Annotated in this window: 19 protein-coding genes and 1 riboswitch; of the genes, 13 read left to right on the top strand and 6 right to left on the bottom strand. The window is 47.9% G+C overall.

The features are described from left to right. Window positions 1-212: 212 nt before the first annotated feature. The 4 genes from KO473_RS09470 (at window position 213) to pncB (ending at window position 4,094) form a co-directional block, all read left to right on the top strand. Entirely contained in the window at window positions 213-992 is a 780-nt protein-coding gene (locus KO473_RS09470) for an SDR family NAD(P)-dependent oxidoreductase (RefSeq protein WP_005821471.1), read from the top strand. Window positions 993-1,132: 140 nt separating this feature from the next. Then, entirely contained in the window at window positions 1,133-1,735 is a 603-nt protein-coding gene (locus KO473_RS09465) for a TetR/AcrR family transcriptional regulator (RefSeq protein WP_005807998.1), read from the top strand. Between the two features lie 116 nt (window positions 1,736-1,851). Then, window positions 1,852-2,829, top strand: a complete 978-nt coding sequence (locus KO473_RS09460; RefSeq protein ID WP_005821473.1) for a hypothetical protein — start codon at window positions 1,852-1,854, stop codon at window positions 2,827-2,829. A 98-nt stretch (window positions 2,830-2,927) separates the two neighbouring features. Then, window positions 2,928-4,094, top strand: a complete 1,167-nt coding sequence (pncB, locus tag KO473_RS09455; protein WP_005821475.1) for a nicotinate phosphoribosyltransferase — start codon at window positions 2,928-2,930, stop codon at window positions 4,092-4,094. A 23-nt stretch (window positions 4,095-4,117) separates the two neighbouring features. Here the strand turns inward: pncB and KO473_RS09450 are convergent, their stop codons facing one another. Together KO473_RS09450 and KO473_RS09445 are read right to left on the bottom strand one after the other, a co-directional pair. After that, window positions 4,118-5,329, bottom strand: coding sequence for a peroxiredoxin (locus tag KO473_RS09450; protein ID WP_122130312.1), 1,212 nt, complete (start codon window positions 5,327-5,329; stop codon window positions 4,118-4,120). 751 nt (window positions 5,330-6,080) lie between these two features. Then, window positions 6,081-8,339, bottom strand: coding sequence for a cation:proton antiporter (locus KO473_RS09445; protein WP_005821477.1), 2,259 nt, complete (start codon window positions 8,337-8,339; stop codon window positions 6,081-6,083). A gap of 179 nt (window positions 8,340-8,518) precedes the next feature. Beyond that, a riboswitch (cobalamin riboswitch) is annotated at window positions 8,519-8,733 on the top strand. A gap of 138 nt (window positions 8,734-8,871) precedes the next feature. Between KO473_RS09445 and accC the strand changes: the two genes are divergently transcribed. The 5 genes from accC (at window position 8,872) to KO473_RS09420 (ending at window position 14,598) form a co-directional block, all read left to right on the top strand. Further along, on the top strand, window positions 8,872-10,386 hold the full coding sequence (gene accC / locus KO473_RS09440; protein WP_005808006.1) for an acetyl-CoA carboxylase biotin carboxylase subunit: 1,515 nt from the start codon (window positions 8,872-8,874) through the stop codon (window positions 10,384-10,386). A gap of 6 nt (window positions 10,387-10,392) precedes the next feature. Further along, on the top strand, window positions 10,393-10,893 hold the full coding sequence (locus KO473_RS09435) for an acetyl-CoA carboxylase biotin carboxyl carrier protein subunit (RefSeq protein WP_005782744.1): 501 nt from the start codon (window positions 10,393-10,395) through the stop codon (window positions 10,891-10,893). 17 nt (window positions 10,894-10,910) lie between these two features. Further along, window positions 10,911-12,446 carry an acyl-CoA carboxylase subunit beta gene (locus KO473_RS09430; RefSeq protein WP_122130313.1) on the top strand — a complete coding sequence of 512 codons (1,536 nt, stop codon included), beginning with the start codon at window positions 10,911-10,913 and terminating at the stop codon, window positions 12,444-12,446. Window positions 12,447-12,585: 139 nt separating this feature from the next. Beyond that, on the top strand, window positions 12,586-13,470 hold the full coding sequence (locus KO473_RS09425) for an AraC family transcriptional regulator (RefSeq protein WP_005821482.1): 885 nt from the start codon (window positions 12,586-12,588) through the stop codon (window positions 13,468-13,470). A gap of 213 nt (window positions 13,471-13,683) precedes the next feature. Further along, window positions 13,684-14,598: a YncE family protein gene (locus KO473_RS09420; RefSeq protein ID WP_005821484.1), complete on the top strand. Its 915-nt coding sequence runs from the start codon at window positions 13,684-13,686 to the stop codon at window positions 14,596-14,598. Window positions 14,599-14,781: 183 nt separating this feature from the next. On the opposite strand, the gene KO473_RS09415 is transcribed toward KO473_RS09420, so the two are convergent. After that, the gene (locus KO473_RS09415; protein ID WP_005782753.1) at window positions 14,782-15,453 is read right to left on the bottom strand and encodes an isochorismatase family protein; all 672 of its coding nucleotides are present in this window, start codon (window positions 15,451-15,453) and stop codon (window positions 14,782-14,784) included. A gap of 393 nt (window positions 15,454-15,846) precedes the next feature. Here KO473_RS09415 and KO473_RS09410 point away from each other — a divergent pair, with 393 nt between their 5' ends. Beyond that, window positions 15,847-17,460, top strand: coding sequence for a serine hydrolase (locus KO473_RS09410; RefSeq protein ID WP_005821486.1), 1,614 nt, complete (start codon window positions 15,847-15,849; stop codon window positions 17,458-17,460). Window positions 17,461-17,571: 111 nt separating this feature from the next. Here the strand turns inward: KO473_RS09410 and KO473_RS09405 are convergent, their stop codons facing one another. Beyond that, window positions 17,572-19,203 carry a PAS domain-containing sensor histidine kinase gene (locus tag KO473_RS09405; protein ID WP_234060143.1) on the bottom strand — a complete coding sequence of 544 codons (1,632 nt, stop codon included), beginning with the start codon at window positions 19,201-19,203 and terminating at the stop codon, window positions 17,572-17,574. A 128-nt stretch (window positions 19,204-19,331) separates the two neighbouring features. On the opposite strand from KO473_RS09405, the gene KO473_RS09400 reads away from it, so the two are divergent. After that, window positions 19,332-20,291, top strand: coding sequence for an AraC family transcriptional regulator (locus tag KO473_RS09400; RefSeq protein ID WP_250717390.1), 960 nt, complete (start codon window positions 19,332-19,334; stop codon window positions 20,289-20,291). A gap of 134 nt (window positions 20,292-20,425) precedes the next feature. Here the strand turns inward: KO473_RS09400 and KO473_RS09395 are convergent, their stop codons facing one another. Continuing rightward, window positions 20,426-21,919, bottom strand: a complete 1,494-nt coding sequence (locus KO473_RS09395) for an IMP dehydrogenase (RefSeq protein ID WP_005782761.1) — start codon at window positions 21,917-21,919, stop codon at window positions 20,426-20,428. Between the two features lie 416 nt (window positions 21,920-22,335). Here KO473_RS09395 and KO473_RS09390 point away from each other — a divergent pair, with 416 nt between their 5' ends. After that, on the top strand, window positions 22,336-22,569 hold the full coding sequence (locus KO473_RS09390) for a hypothetical protein (RefSeq protein WP_005782762.1): 234 nt from the start codon (window positions 22,336-22,338) through the stop codon (window positions 22,567-22,569). 331 nt (window positions 22,570-22,900) lie between these two features. On the opposite strand, the gene KO473_RS09385 is transcribed toward KO473_RS09390, so the two are convergent. Next, on the bottom strand, window positions 22,901-23,752 hold the full coding sequence (locus KO473_RS09385) for a helix-turn-helix domain-containing protein (RefSeq protein WP_181996031.1): 852 nt from the start codon (window positions 23,750-23,752) through the stop codon (window positions 22,901-22,903). A 150-nt stretch (window positions 23,753-23,902) separates the two neighbouring features. On the opposite strand from KO473_RS09385, the gene KO473_RS09380 reads away from it, so the two are divergent. Further along, the gene (locus KO473_RS09380; protein ID WP_005782767.1) at window positions 23,903-25,021 is read left to right on the top strand and encodes an efflux RND transporter periplasmic adaptor subunit; all 1,119 of its coding nucleotides are present in this window, start codon (window positions 23,903-23,905) and stop codon (window positions 25,019-25,021) included. Window positions 25,022-25,070 lie beyond the last annotated feature (49 nt).

Genomic DNA, 25,070 nt, shown 5'->3' with positions numbered 1-25,070 from the left:
CAGGATATCTTATAACATGGTTTAATAGAAGAGCCATGACGTTAACATTTAGCCTTTCTTTTGTTAACATTTAACAGACTTATAAAGATTTAGCGAAATAGAAGATACATAGATGCTAAAGTCAGGCAAATGGTGCTAAAGAGGGTTTATTCGGATAACAAATTCCCCAATAAACTGTTTTTGAGGATAATAATCCTCAAAAATAATCCTATATGAACAGATTTGAGAATAAAACAGCCGTTATCACGGGCGCTGCCGGTGGAATTGGCGAAGCAACCACACGCCGCATTGTATCCGAAGGTGGGAAAGTTGTTATAGCCGACCATTCAAAAGAAAGAGCAGAACAACTTGCTACCGAACTCAATGCTTTAGGAGCAGATGTACGTCCGATCTATTTTTCTGCAACAGAATTGCAGAGTTGCAAAGAGTTGATCGCCTTTGCCATAAAAGAATACGGGCAGGTAGATGTATTGGTAAACAACGTAGGAGGTACAAATCCTAAACGGGATACCGACATTGAGACACTGGACATGGATTACTTCGACGAAGCTTTCCATCTTAATTTATCTTGTACCATGTACCTGTCCCAACTGGTTATCCCCATAATGAACGCACATGGCGGTGGCAATATTGTGAACGTAGCCTCAGTCAGTGGAATTACAGCTGATGCGAACGGCACTCTTTATGGAGCAAGCAAAGCAGGAGTCATCAATCTGACCAAATACATTGCGACACAAACAGGAAAGAAAAACATACGATGCAATGCTGTAGCCCCGGGACTGATTCTCACACCTGCAGCATTAAACAACCTGAATGAAGATATACGGAACGTATTTCTCGGACAATGTGCGACACCATATTTAGGAGAACCGCAAGACATCGCCGCAACAATTGCTTTTCTGGCTTCCGAAGACGCGCGATACATTACCGGGCAAACAATAGTAGTAGACGGCGGGCTGACCATACACAATCCAACGGTAAACCTGGCATAAAAGATTCTCCTTTTACCCCAAACATATTATATCCCAAACAGTAGAAAAGTGCTGTTTGGGAAAAATATTTCTCTTTTCCTCTCGATGTTACCGATAAGAAACATATTTTTGTGACCGATCAGTAACAATAATATAAAGCCATGGAAAAAGAGTTTATCAAAAACAGACAGGTAACAGAGCTAATCCTCATCAAAGCAGTAGACGAATTAATCGAAGAGAAAGGTTTCGAAGGATTAGGCATCAATGCAGTAGCAGCAAAAGCCGGAGTATCAAAAATGTTGATCTACCGTTATTTCAACTCTTTAGAAGGTCTGATAGCAGCATATATCGGCCAACATGATTATTGGATTAACTTTGACGGAGCACTACCGGATAAAAACCACCTTGGTGAATTCATCAAAGAGATGTTCCGGAAACAAATCATAATAATGCGAAAAAGCTACACTTTGAAACGGCTATACAGATGGGAACTCACGTCAGACAACAATTTTATAAAAGACCTCCGCGAGAAAAGAGAAGCCAAAGGCATTTGGCTGATAGATGCTGTAAGCAAACTGTCAAAACACCCGCAAAAAGAAATAGCAGCCCTTGCCACTATCATTACAGCAGCCATCAGTTATCTCACGTTGCTGGAAGAAAACTGTTCTACCTTCAATGGTCTCAAACTTCAGGAAGAGAGCGGTTGGAAAGAACTGGAAGACGGAATCAACATATTAGTGGACCTATGGTTAGAAAAGCAATAACAAAAAATGAAAAAGATGATAACGTTTGGAATTTGCATACTGGCAATATTACTCAACGGATGCAATAAAGATATAATAGAATACAGCAATAATGATCTCAGATCGACCTATTAATTATGGAAACAATAACAGATGACTATCTATTCATGATAGAACAAGCCACTAAAGCTCCTTCGGGACATAACACCCAACCTTGGTTATTTCGTATCGTAGAAGCAGGTATTGAGATTCATCCGGATAAAACTAAAACACTATCAATTGTGGATGGAAACCAGCGTGAAATGTTCATCTCTCTGGGATGTGCAACTGAAAATTTGTGCCTGGCTGCACAAACTAAAGGATATTCAGCCCAAGTAAACATTGCAGATAATGGGAATATCACAGTAAAACTCCAGCCCAATGCAGGCGTAATTACCCCTTCTTCTATCATTATACAAATTGGCAAGCGGCAAACCAACAGAAGTATATATACAGGACAACTGATTCCGGAAGAAATGATACACAAGTTGCTTTCAATACCGAAAGCAGCAACAGTACACCTCCATTGCTGGAAAATCGGAACGCCTGAGTTCGACAAAGTTCGTTACTATGTTCTGAGGGGGAATACAATCCAGATGACCGACTTCCACTTCAAGAATGAGTTGAAAAACTGGATGAGGTTCAATAAGAAGCATGCAGAATCGACCAAAGATGGCTTAAGTTATGCCGTTTTTGGTGCACCTAACTTACCACAATGGTTATCTCGCCGCATCATGAATGCTTGTCTGACTCCCAACATACAAAATAAAAGTGATGAAAAAAAGCTCCGATCGTCTTCACACATCATGCTGTTCTGTACCGAGAAAGATACTCCGAAAGATTGGATTAATCTGGGAAGATCTTTAGAGTGCCTTCTGCTGAAAACAACGGAAATCGGTGTGTCCACCGCTTTTATCAATCAACCATGCGAAGTGGAAATCCTCTCTGAACAAATGCAAAGAGAACTGCTAAACAATAAAAAAACTGAAATACCGGGCGTTTTACTCCGTATGGGATATAGCAGTCCAATGCCCTACTCGCCAAGAAAAAATCTTCATGAAGTACTGATACCCTAAAAACTTCCTTTTATAAAACCTAAACCTTTAGACAATTGTTAGTATCTTCGCCCTACATTTTAAATCTGAAATATCGTTTTACCAATTAAAAGAATCCAATGATTATTCGTACCATACTCGATACAGACCTTTACAAATTCACTACCTCGTATGCTTACATTAAACTATTCCCGTATGCGATGGGCACTTTCAGTTTCAAAGACAGGGATGAAACTGAATACAGCGACGAGTTTGTAGAAAGACTGAAAACTGAAATCAGTCGCTTATCGCATGTAGCACTGACTGGAGAAGAACTGGAGTACATGGTGAAGAACTGCCGTTTCCTCCCCAGAGTCTATTGGGAATGGCTCTCTTCTTTCCGTTTCCAACCGGAAAAAATAGAAGTCCGTTTGGACGAAGATCGACACCTCCACATAGAGATCAGTGATTACCTTTATAAGGCAACGCTTTATGAAGTACCTTTACTTGCCATCGTTTCCGAGATAAAGAATCAATCATCCGGCAATATCGCCAGTATGGGAGATATCTTGTGTAAACTATCCGAAAAGGCAGAACTGTCTAACAAGCATCAACTGTTTTTCTCTGAATTCGGAACACGGAGACGCTTCTCATTCGACGTGCAGGATCAAGTCATCGGACACCTGAGACAAACAGCCCGCTATTGCATCGGCACCTCCAACTGCCATTTCGCCATGAAATACGGCATGAAACCCATGGGTACACATCCGCATGAATGGTTCATGTTTCATGGAGCACAATTCGGTTATAAACACGCCAATTACATGGCTCTTGAAAATTGGGTAAATGTATACGACGGGGACCTCGGCATCGCCTTGTCCGACACCTATACATCTGCCATCTTTTTAAGCAACCTGAGTCGCAAACAAGCCAAATTGTTTGATGGTGTAAGATGTGACTCAGGCGATGAATTCAGGTTTATCGACCGATTGACTGCCCGTTACAAAGAGTTAGGCATTGACTCGACTACCAAGACAATCGTATTCAGCAATGCACTGGACTTTGACAAAGCACTGGACATTCAGGAGTATTGCCGGGGAAAAATCCGCTGTTCATTCGGTATCGGCACAAACCTGACTAATGATACCGGATTCAAGCCATCAAACATCGTCATGAAGCTATCGCAGTGCAAGATGAACCTGAATCAAGAATGGCGCGAATGCGTGAAGCTATCAGATGACATAGGGAAACATATCGGCAGCCCGGAAGAGGTACGTGCCTGTTTATACGATTTGCGGCTGGAATAAACTCCAACCGCAAATACATTTCATCATAACAATGCTTTGATAGCGTCCGTTATCTCTTTATCGGTTTTCTCCATTCCATATCCCTGAATGACTTTTCTGACCACGCGGTCCTGATCTAATATAAAGAAGAAAGGTGCCGCGCCATATGTCCGGTATGACTTGACAATGCCTTCATCACCACATAGGAATCTATAGTTTATCTGGTTCTTATCCGCATAAGTCCGCAGCGAATGAGGTTTGCGTCCCCAGGTTTCTATAGAAACCACTTCAAATTCATCGGCATTGAACTTCTCTTTCAGCCCGTTCAGAAAGGGAATGGATGCATGACAAGCACCGCATCCGATACCGGTCAGATTCACTAAAAGCACTTTACTCTTAAGATTAGATAACGACACCGGATTCTCGTACATATCTTTCAACATCCAGTCGGGAGCTTTCTTCCCTATAAGTTCTCTTGCCGAAAGTTGGGTAGTCTTTCCTTTCTCACCATACTTGCGGATTTCATAGTCTTGAGGCAAATAATCATATAAGTTAAAATCGGCCATTGACAATTGATTCAACACTACATCCGAACATATATTGGCAGAAATCTGATGCGACATTTCCCTGCGGACTTTATAAGGCAAATCATCCGATTTATTAATCCACAGTTCGTAAATCGAGGTCGGGTCCCCTAAGTCAAAAGGAGGTTTCGGTATGTAGTACGCTTTTCCAAAAAATTCAACCTGTCTGTCTTCATGTATCACCAACTTGAAGTAATACGCTTCTCCTAAATCCTTCCATTCGGTTGTGATGCTATCCCCCGTACTCAAAGCATATCCGATGATATTCCGGCTGTAACAGAAAAACGGAGGACCCACCAACCTGAAAGGAAGTTTTCTGGTCGTGAAATCATCGATCATAATCCCTTTATGCTCATGAAAACTTATCATTTTCACTTTTCCATCATAACCAAATTCAAATCGCGTCGTATCTTTGGCGTTAAGAGCCACATAACTTGCACCGATAGTCGAATCAGAAGGATTAGTGTATTCTTTAATAAACCGAAAAGAATTAGTTATAGCAGCCGTATCACCGGGTTGCCAGGACTGAGATTGTTCATGGTAAGAAGCTGATTCTACCTTATCAAGATTACTTAGAACTTTTTTCAAATAAGTTCTCATATCCACATCATTCTTACCACAGACATTCATGACTAATAAGAATGAAATAACAGATAATAAAATGGACTTCATAGTACTTTATATTTTAGACATACACAAATATAGCCAATGAAAGTAGAAATCAACAACCGGCATCTTAACTTTTATACTTAATAATAATATTATAGTATCTACTAACTTTTCATAGAAAGTCAGAGTTTTAAAAGCCTAAAAACAAACAGATGCATATATCTCTATTTTAACATCAAAAAGAAACTATTTTCCCTTTTTGAACAACACACTTTATATTAAAAACCGGTGCAGCAGAAGAATACAACGCATAGATATGACATTTACATACAGAAAGTTGCATCATATTGAGTAAATATGCTATTTCATATAACAAAAGACCTTACTCTTTTCCAAAAAGAAGTAAGTGTTTTCCCGAAAAGAAGTTAGCCTTTTGCTCGGAAGAAGCTAATCTTTTGTCCGAAAGAAGTTAATAACGCAAAAGAAGGCGTAAAATACAAGTTTCCTGAAATTATCGGAGGCTTCAGAAGGGATATGTGTCAACTATCATTTTAAAGGTTCAATCCGACCTACAACGACAGAAGATGTCTAAAAACAAGGATCACCAACCATATGCTTGATAAAAAGGTAAAATCACATCATTTTGATTCTGTCTGATGGGAAAATAAGAGTCTTTTCGGAAGCAGTCGCAAACGAGGCCGGAAAGAAACGAATACAGACCGTATTGAAAATACAGAATGATACTTCATTGTGTATCTGTCAAAATGCAAATTTTCGCCTCAGCCGTTTTCCTTTCCTCTGCTCTTTACCACTCTTACTTCTTCCGCACCAAAAACTGCCTGATCTTCTCCCTGTCTCCTACCACCCAAACCAAATCTCCCAATTGGAAAACTATAGCCTGATTCACCGGAACCAATTCACCCTCTCGTTCAAGGGCTACGACGAGACTATCATATCTTTTTCCTAACCGGGACTGGGCAATGCTTTTGTTCAGAAACGGAAAATCTTCATCTACCGTGAATGAATGAAGCGTCACATCTTGTTTTATGTTCTTTTCATCCGGCAAATCCTGTCTGTTCTCAAGTTCCGTCCGGAACTCTTGCAGCTGTCCGCCTGTTCCGACCACTACTAACTTATCCTGCGGATAAATTCGTTCGGAACTTTGTGGAATGTATATTCTCCGCTCCCCTCTGACAATACTTACTATATTGACACCAAACTCCCGCCTGAAAGGGAGTTCATCCAATGACTGACCGATATAAGACGAATAAGGAGACACCCAAACGGAAGTCAGCTCAACATCTTTGTCATTAAACTCACTGTTAAAACGACTTTTCAGAGGATAACGTTTGCGGGCAGCTTCTTCCCTTCCGTTCAGATTGGTCAGGAAGTGTGTTTCCAGATGCGAATATTGCGTGAGGTTCTCCCTGAAAATAAGAATCAATGCCAATACGGCAACGGCTATCACAATGCCTATCCCATAATTGAGGCTGAAGTAACTGATAACGACCCCTGCAATGAAAAAGACGGCAACCGACACACGAAACAAAATCAGCGCGACCAACCGTCCGTGATTGTAATTATCATCATTCCACAACTTTAAAAATACATCCGGGGAATTATACTTATCTGAAACAAGTGCCCACAGGAAAGGTGTCATCAACAGAAGTGTGACCAGACACATCCCTATGTTTACCCATCGCCCGGGAGCATCGAACATCTCGTTTATCGTGGGATAAACGGTTTGCACAGACAATAACCAAATCGCCGTGAGAAGAACACTATAGATAATCACTCTTCCGACAATCGTCTTCAACAACCGCTTCCAATCGCTGTCATGATTGACCGTCTTCTTACCGGAAGCATAGCGGTCCAGACTTTCCCTGGTTTTAGGCGGAAGTATTTTATAAAGCCATTCGGCCAACGGATTTGCCAACCGGATGAAATAAGGAGTTGTGAATGTAGTAATCACCGATACCGCAACAATAATCGGAGGGATAAAACTATCCAGTACTTTGAGTGAAGCCCCCAGCCCTGCGATAATGAAAGCGAACTCTCCTATCTGGGCAAGGCTGAATCCTGACTTGACGGAAACCTTCAACGGTTCACCGGATAATAAAACTCCCAATGAAGAAAATATGGATTTACCCACAAGAGTTACCAAAGTAATGATGACCACCGGCCAGCCATACTGCACCAAGACAGCCGGATTGACCAACATACCGACAGAGACAAAGAAAATAGCTCCGAAAAGATCTTTCACCGGCTGGATGATATGTTCTATGTGTTCGGCCTCAACCGTCTCGGCAAGGATAGATCCCATAATGAAAGCACCCAGTGCAGCCGAGAATCCTGTACGGGTAGCCAACACAACCATTCCCAGACAAAGTCCCAGCGAAACGATCAGTAAGGTTTCGTTATTCATCAGCCGTTTTGCTTTTTTCAAAAAGAACGGAAGGATAAATATCCCAATCAGGAACCATAGGATCAGAAAGAAAACAACCTTCAACACACTCATCAACAACTCTTCACCTACAAACTCCTTACTCACTGCCATTGTAGAAAGGATGACCATCATCAGGATAGCGATCAGATCTTCAACTACCAATGTCCCGAATACAACACCCGTGAAGCGTTGGTTACGTAAGCCGAGATCATCAAACGCTTTGATAATAATCGTTGTTGACGACATAGACAACATACCTCCCAGAAAAATAGAATTCATTGTGCTCCAGCCTAACAGATGTCCTACCATATAACCGATCAGCAACATGCTGATAACTTCGGTGGTTGCCGTGATAAAGGCAGCTGACCCGACATTTATTAATTTCTTAAAACTAAACTCCAACCCAAGGGCGAAAAGTAAAAAAACAACTCCTATCTCAGCCCAGATATTGATGTTCTCAATATCACCTACAGTCGGGAAAATCTGCACGTAAGGTCCCGCCAATAATCCTGCGACGATATATCCCAGTACCAAGGGTTGTTTCAACCATTTGAACAAAAGGGTAATGATACTTGCGGACATCAGTATTAGGGCAAGGTCGGCAATTAAGGTAGGTAAGTGTGACATGGCATGTATATTTCGTTAGTAATTCATTCCGTTTATGCTCTTTTATTTGTAAAAAAGAACAATCGACAGTCTATTTGTGTTTCGTCTATATGACATTTATTTTGAAACAAAGCGCCGTTGGTCATTGCACAAAATTGAACTTTTCGTGCAAAAAGTATCCACTCTATCCAATATTTCTCTATATTTGTCCCCGAATTGGTTCGGAATCCGTGGTCAACGGACGAAGATTAAAAGGGAATCGGGTGTAAATCCCGGACAGTCCCGCTGCTGTGAAGCTCTGTATAACATCTTATCAATAAACCAATTACAAACCACTGACGGAAAAGGAAACGTCGGGAAGGTCCGATAAGATGTAGAGTCAGTCAGAAGACCTGCCATTCAATGAATAAGAGCTTTTTTACCTCGTGGGTTAGGAAAGAAAGCATCGTTGTTAAGCCCCAAATCGTAGAAATACTGTGTTTTCATCGGGTGGACTCATGTCCGCAGGGTGGAAAGCATGAATATGTGTATTCCATTTAATTGAGAAATGAATATGATTAAAAGAATCTTAGTCGCCAACCGCGGCGAAATAGCCGTGAGGGTGATGCGCTCCTGCCGGGAGATGGAAATAACGAGCATTGCCGTTTTCTCGGAAGCGGACCGAACAGCGAAGCATGTGCTCTATGCCGACGAAGCTTACTGCATCGGCCCAGCAGCATCGAAAGAGAGTTATCTGAATATAGAAAAGATTATCGAAGTGGCAAAGTCGTGCCGCGCAGACGCTATCCACCCGGGATACGGGTTCTTGTCCGAAAATGCAACCTTTGCCCGTCGTTGTCGTGAAGAGGGGATCATCTTCATCGGTCCGGACCCGGAAACCATGGAGGCGATGGGAGATAAGATTTCGGCACGTATCAAGATGATAGAAGCCGGTGTACCGGTGGTTCCGGGTACTCAAGAAAACCTGAAGAGCCTTGAAGAAGCGGTAGAACTCTGCAATCAAATCGGTTATCCGGTAATGCTGAAAGCCTCGATGGGAGGTGGCGGAAAGGGTATGCGGCTGATTCATCGTGCAGATGAAGTGGAAGAGGCCTACACAACCGCCAAGAGCGAATCACTTTCGTCATTCGGCGACGACACAGTTTACCTGGAGAAATTTGTAGAAGAACCGCATCACATCGAGTTCCAGATTCTGGGCGACAAGCATGGCAACGTGATTCATCTGTGCGAACGTGAATGTTCGGTGCAACGCCGCAACCAGAAGATTGTGGAAGAGAGCCCTTCGGTGTTCGTCACTCCTGAACTACGCCGGGATATGGGAGAAAAAGCAGTGGCCGCCGCCAAAGCCGTGAACTATGTCGGAGCGGGAACCATCGAATTTCTGGTGGACAAGCACCGCAACTATTACTTCCTGGAAATGAACACGCGCCTGCAAGTGGAACATCCGATTACCGAAGAGGTAGTCGGCGTAGATTTAGTGAAAGAGCAGATTAAAGTGGCCGAAGGACAGGTGTTGCAACTGAAACAGGAAGATATCCAGCAACGCGGACATGCCATCGAATGCCGCATCTGCGCAGAAGATACAGAAATGAACTTCATGCCCAGCCCGGGTGTCATCAAGCAGATTACGGAGCCAAACGGCATCGGGGTGCGCATCGACAGCTATGTATACGAAGGTTACGAGATTCCGATTTATTATGACCCAATGATCGGCAAACTGATTGTATGGGCAACCACACGCGAATACGCCATCGAACGGATGCGCCGTGTGCTTCACGAATATAAACTGACAGGAGTAAAGAACAACATCAGTTACCTGCGCGCCATCATGGATACTCCCGACTTTGTGGAAGGACATTACGATACGGGATTCATCAGCAAAAACGGAGAAGTGCTCCAACACTGCATCACCCGTACCAGCGAACGTGCAGAGAACATCGCACTGATTGCCGCTTACATGGATTACCTGATGAACCTGGAGGAGAATAACAGCGGACTGGCTGCGGACAACCGCCCGATCAGCAAATGGAAAGAATTCGGATTGCACAAAGGGGTATTAAGAATATAGAAGAGTATGGAAATACATATAGGAAATCGCGTGGCCGAGATAGAACTGGTCAGCAAAGAAGATAACAAAGTGGTACTCACCATCGACGGAAAAACGTTCGAAGCGGACGTTGTCATGGCAGAGAACGGGAATTGCAACATCCTGATGGATGGGCGAAGCTCCAACGCCCAACTGATTCGCAAAGAGAACGGAAAGAGTTACAAAGTGAATACACACTACAGTAGTTTCAACGTCGAGATTGTGGACAGTCAGGCAAAATATCTGCGGATGCGCAAGAAAGGTGAAGAAACACAGAACGACCGCATCATTTCGCCCATGCCGGGCAAGGTAGTGAAAATCCCCGTCAGTGTGGGACAGGAGATGAAAGCCGGAGAAACTGTCATCGTCATCGAAGCGATGAAGATGCAGAGTAACTACAAGGTGACTTCGGACTGCCGGATTAAAGAGATTCTGGTACAGGAAGGTGATAATATCGCCGGAGACCAGACGCTGATAACGTTAGAATAACGAATAATAGAAAGACAATGGAAGAAGTAAATAAAGCCTATGCCACGTTCGAAGAGCGTGACCGTATCGCTTCCCAAGGCGGAGGCGCTGCCAAGATTGAAATACAACATGCGAGCGGAAAGATGACTGCCCGCGAACGCATCGATATGTTACTGGACAAGGGAACATTTGTGGAACTTGACAAGCTGATGGTGCACCGCTGCACCAACTATGGCATGGACCGTAACAAGGTTCCGGGCGACGGTGTGGTGTCGGGTTACGGAAAGATCGACGGCCGTCAAGTGTTTGTCTACGCTTACGACTTCACCGTTTATGGTGGTTCGCTCTCGGCATCGAATGCCAAGAAGATAGTCAAGGTACAACAACTGGCTTTGAAGAATGGCGCGCCGATCATCGCACTGAACGACTCGGGCGGTGCACGTATCCAGGAAGGAATCGAAAGCCTGTCGGGCTATGCCGACATCTTTTACCAGAACACGATGGCAAGCGGCGTGATCCCGCAGATTTCGGCTATCCTCGGTCCATGCGCCGGAGGTGCCTGCTACTCTCCGGCACTGACGGATTTCATCTTTATGGTGAAGGAGAAAAGCCATATGTTCGTCACCGGACCGGATGTGGTAAAGACGGTGATCCACGAAGAAGTCAGCAAAGAAGAACTGGGCGGTGCCATGACGCACAGCAGCAAGAGTGGTGTAACGCATTTCATAGCAAACACCGAGGAAGAATTGCTGATGTCGATCCGCGAGCTGCTCTCCTTCCTCCCGCAAAACAATATGGACGAAACGCGCAAGCAGAACTGCACCGATGACATCAACCGCGAAGATGTATCACTCGGCAGCATTGTCCCCGCCGACCCGAACATACCGTATGATATGAAAGAGATCATCGAACGGGTTGTTGACGAGGGCTACTTCTTTGAAGTGATGCAGAACTTTGCCAAAAACATCATCATCGGTTTTGCCCGCTTAGCCGGACGCTCGGTAGGTATCGTGGCCAACCAGCCGGCATACCTGGCGGGTGTGCTCGACATCGATGCCAGCGACAAGGCAAGCCGTTTCATCCGCTTCTGCGACTGTTTCAACATTCCTCTGATTACGTTCGAAGACGTTCCGGGCTTCCTGCCGGGATATACGCAGGAGAACAACGGCATCATCCGCCACGGTGCCAAAATAGTGTATGCCTTTGCCGAGGCCACAGTGCCCAAGCTGACTGTGATCACCCGCAAGGCCTATGGTGGCGCTTACATCGTGATGAACTCCAAACAGACGGGGGCGGACGTGAACTTTGCCTACCCGAGTGCGGAAATTGCCGTGATGGGTGCCGAGGGAGCTGTAAACATCCTGTTCCGCAAGGCGGACGCAGAGAGCAAAGCCAAAGAACTGGATGCCTACAAAGAGAAGTTTGCCACTCCATACCAGGCTGCCGAACTGGGATTCATCGACGAGATCATCCTGCCGAAGCAAACCCGTAAACGCTTGATACAGGCATTGGAGATGACGGAAAACAAAATGCAGACGAATCCACCGAAGAAACACGGAAACATGCCGCTGTAGGCACAGCAGGCGGACCAAGCAGAGAGAGGGTATATGCGCGGGGGCAAGGCGACCGGAACAAGATTTCGCACGTCTCCCCGCATTTTTCAGGAAGTTTTATCCTATATTTGTGTCAGCTAACTCCAAAACCTTTCATCTTATGCCCACTAAGCGCCTTTTCGTCCCCGATGACATTCTCCGTCCGGCACAGCCGGGTGAAAACAAGAACATACGCCTGCTCCAATACGTCAACTCTACCACACAGGAAAACTTCGACGCTTTCCTGACGCACCATGCCCTGGTATACATCCTCTCCGGGGTGAAGCAGATCAAGGTAGGGAGCAATCAGTTTGACATCCGCCCCGGAGAACTGTTTCTGATACCAAGGGGAGAGTACGTGATGTCGGAATACATTACCGGCGAACATGGGTTCCGCAGCCTGATGTTGTTTTTCAGCAAACGGGTTGCGCAAGGACTGGCCGAACAACTGAGCGGATGTTTGCCGGAACGTATATCGGAAAGGATGCCGACAAAAAGAGAAGCCATAAAGATCATTCCCCACAACCGGGAAATAGAGAAACTGTTTTCTTCGTTGGAGGAATACAGCAAGAGTAAGAGTCCGTTTATGTGCGAACTGATCCGGCTGAAATTTACCGAACTGGTATACCTGCTTCTGGACAGTCCTTACCGGCAACTAATAGCTTCCTTCCTCCTGGATGCGGCACGAAGCGAAAGCCCGGCACTGTCAGCCGTGCTCGACCGGCATTTGTATTCCCCGGCCACCGTCAACGAACTGGCTATGCTTTCCGGCAGAAGCCTGTCGAGCTTTAAGCGGGAGTTTGCCCAGGAATATGGTGAAGCTCCCCGCGGATGGATACGCAGAAAAAAACTGGAACGCGCTGCTTATCTGCTCGACACGTCGGACAAAACGATCGAAGAAGTAACGGACGCGAGCGGATTTGTAAGTGCGGCACACTTTGCCCGGCTCTTTAAAGAGCAATATCAGATGACACCTACTGAATATAGGGGGAGGAATGATGAATGATGGGCGAAAAGCGATGAACGATGGACGAGAAGTGAGAAATGGAGATGATCGAAGACCTATATATAAGGTGTGGGAAGCTGCCGGAACGAAGCACTCGTAAACGTACCCTGAACCAAACAGACCGGAGACTGAACCAAACGGGCAACAACCCGTTCTCTATTTGCTTGTATCTTTGCTGCATGAAATTCATCTTATGAAATACAAGATCAGCTTATGAAAACTAAATTCTTTACTCCCATCCTATTGATCACCTTCTCGGCTACCGCTCTGTGTTGCCAAAGCAAAAAACAAAACCAGCCGACGGAAGAGGCACAGCAACCGGAAACAACGATCATCAGTGACAGCATTCGTTTCTGCGAAAGCACGTACCCCTATCAGGGAGGTATCCTGATCGCCAACTTCGGAACGGAGCAGCTCAATCCACTCAACACGGAAGGCAGGGGATACATCGCCTACCATAAAGATAACCGGACGGAAATCCTGATTCCTGCCGACGGCAACCTCTCCGGACCGAAAGGAATGTTTGTTCGTGACGAGCACCTGTTCATCTGCGACGTCAACAAAATCGTAGTCTACAACCTACAAGCACCGGAGAAAGCACCGCAAGTCGTCCTGCTGCCCGAAGGCAACCTTTTCGTAAACGACCTCGTGGCGGAAGGGAATACACTTTATGCTTCTGTCACCAATACAGGAAAAATCTTCAGCATCGACATCAGTGACCCGGGCGCAGTAGGGATTCCTGCCGAATGGGTGAGCATCGCCGGACCTAACGGGCTGATTATCGAAAACGGAACCATGTACGTCGCCTCTTATCCCGCTGACGGGAAGACAACGGACAACAATGTCATCTATCAGATTACCGACCTGAGCAAACCCGTTCCGGAGAAGTTCATCACCACCCCGGGACAATATGACGGTATCGCCCTCTCTGCCGACAAGAAAACGATGTACATCACCAACTGGACACCCGCACAAGTTTGTGCCGTCGACATGAATACCCGAAAGATCACGCCACTCGACATTAACCCGGAGAAACCGCTGTCCGGCCCGGCAGATATCACGGTAGCCTCCGGAACGATGTATATTCCGGACCTGCCCAACAGCAGGGTCATCGTTTATCCAATGTAAGATTCGGTTCATAATCCGTCATTACTTATACTAAGAATTCCCTTATCCCAGCTTTTCCCATCCATTGAGAAAGTTGAGATAAGGGAATCTTCCGTCTATCGGAAGGCCGTTTTCGGGATGATTATCCTTTCAGGAACTCCGTTCAGAGAGCCCCCCCGATTAACGGTCTATATAACCCCGCGCTCACCTCTCCCGCATCTCTGCCACGAACTCGTCGGTGGTGTAGACCTTCTCCGCCAGCAGGGTGAAGTTGATGAACGCTGCCGTATCGGCGTCCAGTCCGGGGAGCTTGGCAGAGGCCGTGGCGTCAAAGACGACGGCTGCCTCAAATCCGCGTTCCTGCAACTCGCGCAGATGGGACTCCGCGCAGAGGTTGCCGGACATGCCGCACACCACTACCTTGTTCACCCCACGCTTGCGGAGTTGAAGAATCAGGTCATTGTTTTCCGGCCCGTACAGTTTGTGGGGTGCCGTGACGATGATATTCGTGCCCCCGTCGATATAGGGTTTGTAGAGTTCCAGCCAGTCGGCACCCGAACCTTCGAAACCCTCGCCGGTCAACTGTCCCCGGCGTTCGAACATGCCCGTGTCGTGCATCAGTTTCTCGATGGGACCTTCGAAAAGCCATTGGTGATCATGCTTATAGTAATAGTGCGGGGAGATGAATACCAGCATGCCTTTTGCGGCTGCCACCTCGAAGATGCGGCGGAGGTTTTCCACCGTGCCATTCTTCTGTATATTCTCTCCGAAAGCGCCCCAGCCCAGACCGTTCTCGCTCAGGAAATCGTTCTGCGGGTCTGTCATTACAATCGCTGTGTGTCCGTCGATGACGAACGGGGTGTTGATACCTTCCATAATCTTTTTTTGTTTTTAGACGTTTATACTCCTTTTAGCTCAGGGTGCGGCGTCGGTGTACCGCTTGTTTTCCGACTTTGCAAAGATCGGCATTCCACACAGGGCGGGAAAGGGCCATATGGCCGGATAAGTTAGCAATTCTTCCCGAATAAGAAGAAAATCATGCTATCTTACCCTATAAGGAAAGGAAATGGATCAGAAGAGGGAACGGAGACACCTATTTATATATAAAAGGCTTATAACAAACAGGTTTTAGAGAATGGAAACGCCACTCTTCCCCGCCTTCGGGAACAATTGCCTATTCAAAGTGTGATATCGCTCTTTCCCGAGCAGCGATAAGCACCGATCTTTGCAACATCAGATTTAAACAACTAAAACAATCCCGCGAACGTTATGAAAAAGAATTTATTAATTTTAGTCGCACTGCTGACTTCGGCAACGATCTCGGCACAGAACGGAGGAACCATTATGAAGAAGTATGAGAACCAATTGCCGCAAGCCGGCAGGGGAAATGTGCACGTTGCCTACCAAGGCAAGGCCATCGACCAGATGATTTACGATTTTATGGAAGAACAGGGAATACCGGGCATGACGCTTGCCATCGTACAGGCGCCTTACATTCCTCGGGTGGTGGGCTACGGAGTGACTGATTTCACGAAAGGAAACCTCGCCGCCGCCAAGACGCTCTGGCCCATCGGCCCCATCTCGCAAGGATATGCTGCCGTGGCGGTAATGCAACTCTACGAACGGGGCAAACTCGACCTGAACGACCCCGTCGGCAAGTACCTGAAAGATGTGCCGGAAAGCTGGAAACCGGTCAGCATCCTCCAGTTGATGCAGCACAGCTCGGGCATCGCCGACTACCGCGCGCAGAAGGGTTTCGACGTCTCTGCCGATTATCGTCCGGAACAGTTGATCGAGACCGTAGCCGCACTGCCACTGGCCTTCGAACCGGGAACGGATGTGAAGCAGAGCGCCACGAACTTCCTGCTGCTGACTTCCATCATTGAGAAGGCGGGCAAAATGCCTTACCACGATTTCGTGAAGAAGTATCAGATTGACTACCTGGGACTGCGGCAGACTTTCTTCGGAGAAGACCTGGCGAAAGTAAAACAGGAGGACGTGACCACTACGGGCAACGTGCACCAGACATTCAAGAAGGACCGGGACTATATCAACCCCTCGGAAACAACGACCGGATACGTTGAAAAAGACGGCCGTCTCGTCGCAGCGCCTGCTGTCAGCCCTACGGCACTGAAAGGTTTCTCCGACATCTGGGCATCGGCGGAGAACGTTTCCCATTGGGACATCGGACTGGCGGGAAGCGCCTTGATCGAGAAACCGGAAAACCGTGACATCGTGTACAAACCCACCCGGCTGGCCAACGGCAAGGTGGTCCCCGCCATGGCAGGCTGGCAGTTCTATAACCACAACGGGCTGATGGACATCAAAGGCGACGTATCGGGACATTCGGCTTTCCTGAGCCGTTTCACCGACGCTTCGGAACTGGTATGCGTCACCCTGCTCGCCAACAAGGAGGGAGTGGACCTGACGAACCTGGGACGCCGCATTGCCGCCGCTTTCGACAGCGCCAAGATGGGCACGGGAGCCAACGACAACCTGCTGTACACCTACGAGAGCCAGTTCAGCGTAGACGAAACCATGGGACGCATTGAGCAGACGCTCCGGGCAATGGGAATCCCGGTCTTCGCCAAATTCGACCACGGAAAGAATGCGGAAGAGGTAGGCTTGACGCTTCGCCCGAACCAGGTGATCGTCTTCGGTTCGCCGAAAGTGGGCACAAAGCTGATGCAGGACAATCCGAGCATCTCGATCGAATTGCCGCTGAAGATCTCCGTTTGGGAGGATAAGAACGGCAGTGTATGGGCCACTTTCCCACAGATGCAGGTGATGGCGGCCGAATACGGGCTGGAAGCGGAACCGGTGATCGGAAAGATGCAGGAATTGCTGGAAAAGATCGTGATTAAGGGGGCAAGCGTGTATTGACTCCATGCCCGAGGGCATTCTTAAAATAAACACAGAAACGGGGAAATCACAAGCGGTTATGGGACAACGCGCAACGTGACTTTCCCCGTTTCATTCGGGTCCTCCCCGTTTCTATTTTCCTCCTACCGGCAGGCAGACTTCAAACCTCGCCCCCTCACCCGCTTCGGACTCCGCACGAATCTCTCCGCCGAAATGTTCCACAATCGTCTTGCAGATGGCAAGTCCCAACCCCGTTCCTTGAACAAAAGAATCTCCTTTATAAAAGCGCTCAAAAACATGCGCGATCACCTCCTCCGACATTCCCTTCCCGGTGTCTTCGACAAACAGCTCTACGTCCTTCTCCCCCCTCCGGCGATAGCCTATCCGGATGCTGCCCCGGCTCGTAAACTTTATCGCGTTATTGATCAGATTGTTCACCACCTGCTCCAGCCTTACCGGGTCCGCAGTAATCGACACATCCTCTGCGGGCAGATCCGCAATCAGTTCTACACCGGGCTTCACATTCAGACGCTGCATGCGGGCTATGTCGGCAAACATCTTGTTCAGTGAGAAAACCGAAACGTTAAACTCCATGGTGTTCGATTCAATCTTCGAAAGATCCAGAATATCCGAAATCAGGAACATCAGCAACTGCCCGTTCTTCTCTATCAACGCAGCATACTCCTCGATGTCCTCCGGCCTTAAATCGGACTGCTCGCTCACCAGCAGTGTGGAAAAACCCACGATGGCATTCAGCGGAGTACGGATCTCGTGACTCATATTGGCCAGGAAAGCACTCTTCAACCGGTCGCTCCGCTGTGCCTTCCGGAGGGCATCGTTCAGCCTGTCCTCTATATCTTTATGCCGCTGCGTACTCATGCAGATACCTACAATACGGAACGGCAGATCCGACAGTTGCCCCACATAAGTAGACTGCCCCTCGAACCACTCCCAGCCCCCGTCTCCCCGGCGCAGACGATAAGGTACGGGTGCCTCGTACAAGTTTCCCGTCAACTGCCCGGCAAGGGCGTCGAAAAGTACCTTCCGGTCATCGGGATGCACCAAGTCGGAAAACTGTTCCATGGTCAGTGTATAATCTTGAGTCGGAATCTTCAGGTAGTCGAAATAACGCGGGTCAATCACCATCAGGTTCCGCTCCATGTCGAACGACCAGGAAAAGATATGTGTTTTGCTCAGGGCGATATTCAGTACATGCCGTTGCGTCCGTTCTTCAAGCACATTGCGCAAGTAGACGATCATCTTGATCAAGCGGCCGCTTTCATAAATCCCCACAATGCCGCCTTGAATCAGGAAGCTGATATTGGAACGGGGCTCGCGAATGAAGCAATTGGTAGAAAACAAAATGTTGCGCTTTCCGCTCTGTATCTCTTTCAGAAACCGAGGCAAAAGGTTCTCCTTGTCCTGAATCAGTTCGATGATCTCAACCGCCTGTCGCCCGGCAACCTGCTTCAAATCCAGTTGCAGCTCTTCCAGCAACAACTTGTTCATCCGTTCTATCTTCCCGTCAGCGCCGAGGACAAGAATGCTCAGCGGCCACACATCAAACAGTTGCCTGCATACGGCATCTCCCACCAGCGCCTTTTTGAGCGCCCGCCTCTGCCCGTAGAGGCACTTCACCGCCACACACAAGGCAAACACGACAATAAGCAGCAAAACAATAACCGTAATCAGACTATTGTCCCAAATAGCCAAAGAAGAAAAAAAGACAGGAAAAACAAAGGTGTTGAATGAAGATCGGTTCATATAAATTCAGTTGTGTCAAGGCACAAAGATCGTACTAATATCAGTTATCGGCAACGGATCGGGTTGGAAATAATATTCTATTATTCTCACAAAATATTCCATCGTGTACGGATTGACCACTTTTAACTATGACAGGAAAAGCCCCGTACAGAATTAACAAGTCATTAACTATAATAGACCGTAATATAATGACTTTTGCAACCAAAAAGGGATCTCAGCGTTATAGCAAACAAAAGAACATGCTTACTCCGGAGTTACATATATCAGACAATTTCACCACTGCCGACCGCATCAGCAGCGAAACACTGTGGACATATTGCGCCGAACTCAAAAAGACGAAAGCTGTTATTTTTGCCCTCTGTATGCGGGGACGTATCAAAGCGATGATCAACCTGGTGCAATACAATATCGGTCCCGGTACGATGATCGCTATCCCCTCAGAAAGTTTCATACAAGTGCAGAAGACATCGGACGATGTGCAGATGCATGCGGTACTCTTTTCACTTGCATTCATTCACGAAACCCACTTGGACAGATCGATCATCAATACGTTCTACATCATCAACGAACACCCCCTGCTCCCATTGTCCCCGAGAATTTTCGGCATCTACGTCCAGACTTTCGCGCTTCTGACACACATCCATAAAGATGCACCGTTCCTCTTCAGCCATGCCACACTGAAGTCTATGCTTGAAGCACTCCTACAGGGGTTCACAGAGCTCAGTCAGCGAAAAGCGTTGTCGCAGGTAGCGCCTGCCAACAAACATTCCGCCGTCTTTCGCCAGTTTGTCCGACTGGTGCAGGAGAATCATGCCCACCAACATCAGGTACAGTTTTATGCGGCCGAAATGGGAATGAAATCAACTACCCTCTGCCACATCATAAAGAAAGAATCGGGCGGACAGACAGCAATGGAAATCATCAACAGTATCCTGATCCTGGCTGCCCGAACCCTGCTGCGAACCACACCCACTCCGGTGAAAGACATCGCCCTGAACCTGGGATTCAACAACGCGGCGTTCTTCAATAAGTTTTTCAAGAAGCAAGTGGGGATGACCCCACAGAAGTTCCGGAACGCAGAGAAATAAGGTCAGACCTACGAAACAGGCGGACCGAAACGAGTTTCAACAACTATACAGTCATCTCAAACCCCGTATCCGTCCGCCCGTCCTATATTAGTCGCACTTATTGGATGGTCTCTGTGCGGATAGTGAAAAGTTTATTATCCTTTTTCCTTCAGAATCACGTCGTGTGCCCCGCCTTCTACGATACTGGTAGACGAAACCAACGTAATCTTGGCGTTTTGCTGCAAATCGGGAATGGTAACGGCACCGCAACTGCACATCGTAGCTTTGATCTTGCTCAGTGTGGCAGCCAGATTATCTTTCATCTTACCGGCATAAGGCACGTAACTATCGACTCCCTCTTCGAACTTCAAAGATTCCGTTCCGCCCATATCATAGCGCTGCCAGTTCTGGGCACGGTTCGACCCTTCTCCCCAGTACTCTTTCACATAATTGTTCTTGATGCAGAGCTTCTTCGTAGGCGATTCGTCGAAACGGGCAAAGTAACGGCCCATCATCAGGAAATCGGCCCCCATGGCAAGGGCAAGCACCATATGATAGTCGTGCACCAGTCCGCCGTCGCTGCAAATAGGCACATAGATGCCTGTGCGTGCCTGATATTCGTCACGGGCACGAGCCACGTCCTGCAAGGCAGTCGCCTGTCCGCGTCCGATACCTTTCTGTTCACGGGTGATGCAGATAGATCCACCGCCAATGCCCACTTTCACGAAGTCCGCACCGGCTTCCGCCAGATAGAGGAAGCCTTCTTTATCTACCACGTTACCGGCACCTACCAGTACTTTATCCCCATACTGCTGCTTGATCCATTGCAGGGTCTCGCATTGCCATTCCGAATAGCCGTCCGAAGAATCGATGCAAAGCACATCCACTCCTGCTTCTACCAGAGCAGGTACACGTTCCTGATAGTCACGGGTATTGATACCGGCACCCACCAGCAATTTCTTATCGGGGCTTGACACCTCGTTAGGGTTTTCCTTGTGGCTGTCGTAATCTTTGCGGAAAACGAAATAAGCCAGACGGCCGTCCTTGTCGATGATGGGAAGAGTGTTGAGTTTGTGGTCCCAGATAATCTGGTTCGCTTCGCTCAGTGTCAGTCCCACTTCGCCTACAATCAGCTTGTCGAAAGGGGTCATGAAGTCTTTGATCTTTTTGTCCAGCGGATCTCTGGAAAGGCGATAGTCGCGGCTGGTTACCAATCCCAGAAGATGTCCGTTCGGTGTGCCGTCATCCGTGATTCCGATGGTAGAGTGTCCGGTCTGACGAAGCAGGCGAAGTACATCATCCAACGTATGTTCCGGTGTCAGGTTCGAGTCACTGGTCACGAAACCGGCTTTAAATTTCTTCACTTTCCGCACCATTTCCGCCTGACTGGCGATGGGTTGCGAGCCGAAGATAAACGAGAGTCCTCCGTTGCGTGCCAGCTCGATAGCCAGTTCGGGACCGGAAACCGACTGCATGATTGCCGAAACGAAAGGAATGTTCAATTCGATTGCTGCTTGTGTGCCTGCCGCATGTTTCACCAGCGGGGTGCGTAAAGATACATTGGAAGGTACACACTGTTTGGTGGTAAGACCGGGAATAAGTAAATATTCACCGAAAGTTCTTGATACTTCTTCTACGTAAACTGCCATAAGATAAGTTGTTTTTTGGCATGCAAAATTACATCTTTCTTTTTAATTATGTGACAGGGACAGGGGTATTTTTTTCAATTATCCCTTCACAGTATCCTAATTCTTCTGCCGTCCGTCCATTCAGGCACGGATATTATTGATAAGTCTCAAACGTATGTCCCCCTTTCCGGAGTTGGCCGGCATATTGCTGCAAGGCGGCATCGGATATGCCCAAAGGTTCTGACAATACAGACATAGCCTGATTTCTTTAGTTCACCAGCAAAGGTAATACAAACCGGACTACGTCATACTTTCCTTATAGATTTAACCCGAAAACCGGCATCCCTGCTTTTAAATTAACAGAAAACAACGCCATTTAGCAAACACTTTCGCACCTCCGGTGTTATTCATTACCATACTATAAATAACTACCGCTTATGTCACAAGAAATGAAAGCATTCTCCGGAATGAAAACTACACGGAATTTCAGTTTCAGTCATTCCGAAGTCATTATCAACAGCACACCGGGCAGAAAAGTTGTTCTGGAATCGACTCTGTTGGAACAGTCGCCAATTGAAAAAGGATGTGGAGATGCCTCTTCACAGGTATGGAAGGCGACTCCGGCAGAAAGCCGGACAAGGCCTGTGTATAACGAGATCTGGTATACATAAGCAACCGCCTTTCCTGTTTTTATTCAATCACACACAAGAGCCGGATACTTCGGTTCCATCCGGAGAATGCGTCGTTTGGATGCGCATCCTAACAGGGGGGACATCTGTTACCTTAAATGCCGACTTCATTTACGTGCCGGGATAACCGGTTTTACGTGCCGGGGTAAATGGTTTTACGTGCCGGGGTAAACGGTTTTACGTGCCGGGGTAAATGGCTTTACGTGCCGGGGTAAACGGTTTTACATTGAAAGAAAAATATAGGTAAATACAATCTGCTGATTATCAAGATTACCGGGACGGATGTCGCAACTACGCATTTCCCAGAGAACTCCTATTTTAGACCCGCCAACCTCGCCCTGTACTCCATCGGCGAAACCCCTTCGTGACGTTTGAAATACCGGCCAAGATAAGATTGGTCGGGGAAGTTCAGGCGGTCGGCTATCTCCTGGATACTGAGGTCGGTGGACTGGAGGAGGACTTTGATCTCCAAGGCCGTGAAATCATCAATCACTTTTTTGGCTGAGCCGCCCATAAGGGAGCGGCAGATGCTCGTCAGGTATTTGGTAGAAATGCAGAGACGGTCAGCGTAGAACACAACGTCGCGCTGCGAACAACAATGCTCGTGCACCAAGGTGACGAACTTATGAAAAAGCTCGTTCGGACGGTTGCCGCCTTCGATCTCTTTATGGGTGAAAAGGCGGTGCACTTTGTCGTATACATCGAGCAGGAAGCTTTGCAGGTGGTTGCGGGCTATCTGGTTGCGGAAGCGGTGGTCGGTGTCGGCGAAGATGGCGCCGGTGGCGTGCAGAAGACCATTGATGGGGGCGGTAAATTCGGGAGGGAGCGTATAGCAGGGCTTCTCCTTGAGGAAGCGGAAGAAGGAAGGTTCGAAGCGGATGCAGGCTTCACGGAACATCTCGATGTGGGAGGCGAAAAAGGAGATCTGCAGGTCGTCGCTCTTCTCTTCAAGGGTGATGACGGAGCCGGGCAGGAGGACAACCTGGGTATTGGGGGTGATCTCGTATTTCTTCAGGTCGATGGCAAGCGTGGCATGACCGCTGCGGCAGTAGAGAATGATGGCACAGTTGAGCTTGTGCAGCCGGTTGTAGAAAGGGGCGAAGTCGTCGGTTCCTGCCACGAAAGGCTGGTCGAGAGTGAGAGTGAGCAGATTACTTTTTTCCATATCGTGTTCTTTATTTCGCCTGCAAAGGTAGGTCTTTTTAGTGAATTAGGCGAAAAGTTGTTCCGATTATGAACAATAGTGAGGCGGGTATGAAAAGCTGCCGAAGGGGAAAACGCTCTACCTTTGCCGCGACAAAATTAAATAGGAACTATGATTGAAAAGGTAAGTAAAGTGAAACAGGCCGTGATACTGGCCTGCTGTCTGGCCGTCGGGGGATGCAAGCAAGCACCGCAGGCAAACGTGGAGTCGGGATACAAAGTGATGACCCTCGCGCCTGCCGACCGGACGCTATCGAGTACGTATTCGGCAACGATACGCGGACGACAAGACATCGAGATCTATCCGCAGGTAGGCGGCACGCTGACGCAGGTGTGTGTCAGCGAGGGGGAACGGGTGAAACGGGGACAGTCGCTGTTCGTCATCGACCAAGTGCCTTACGAAGCTGCCTTGCAGACTGCCCTGGCAAACGTGGAGGCGGCAAAGGCGTCGCTGGCCACAGCACAACTGACGTATGACAGCAAGCAGGAATTGTACAGGCAGAACGTAGTGTCCGCCTTCGACATGAGCACGGCAAAGAACTCCCTCCTGGCAGCGCAGGCGCAACTGGCGCAGATGAAGGCACAGGAGGTGAACGCACGCAACAACTTATCGTATACGCTGGTGAAGAGTCCGGCGGACGGAGTAGTGGGCACGCTGCCCTACCGGGTGGGAGCACTGGTGAGCGCCAGCCTGCCGGAACCGCTGACTACCGTTTCGGACAACTCGGACATGTACGTCTACTTCTCAATGACGGAGAACCAGCTCTTAGGACTGATCCGCCGTTACGGATCGAAGGAGGAAGCCTTGAAACAGATGCCGGAAATCGGCCTGCAACTGAACGACCGTTCGGACTATCCGCAGGCGGGACGGATCGAGACGATCAGCGGGGTGATAGACCGCACGACGGGAACGGTGAGCCTGCGGGCGGTGTTTCCCAACCGGGAAGGGCTGCTGCATAGCGGCGGCGCCGGAAACGTGATCGTGCCGACGGAGAAGACGGGAGCGCTGGTGATTCCGCAAGCGGCCACATTCGAAGTACAGGACAAGGTATTTGTATATAAGGTAGTGGACGGCAAGGCGCAATCGGCTCCGGTACAGGTGACGCGCGTCAACGGCGGACAGGAGTACATCGTGGAGAGCGGGCTACAGACCGGTGACGTGATCGTGGCCGAAGGCGTCGGACTGCTCCGGGAAGGAACGGAGATCAAAGCGGTGAACGAGGAACGGTGAACGCTCATCGTATGCAATAAAACAAAGAACAAGGCTCACTACAGAGTGG

This window comes from Bacteroides sp. HF-4919 (genome assembly GCF_018860125.1).
The sequence above is the reverse complement of the archived record's forward strand: the minus strand, read 5'-3'. Positions and strand labels throughout refer to the sequence as shown.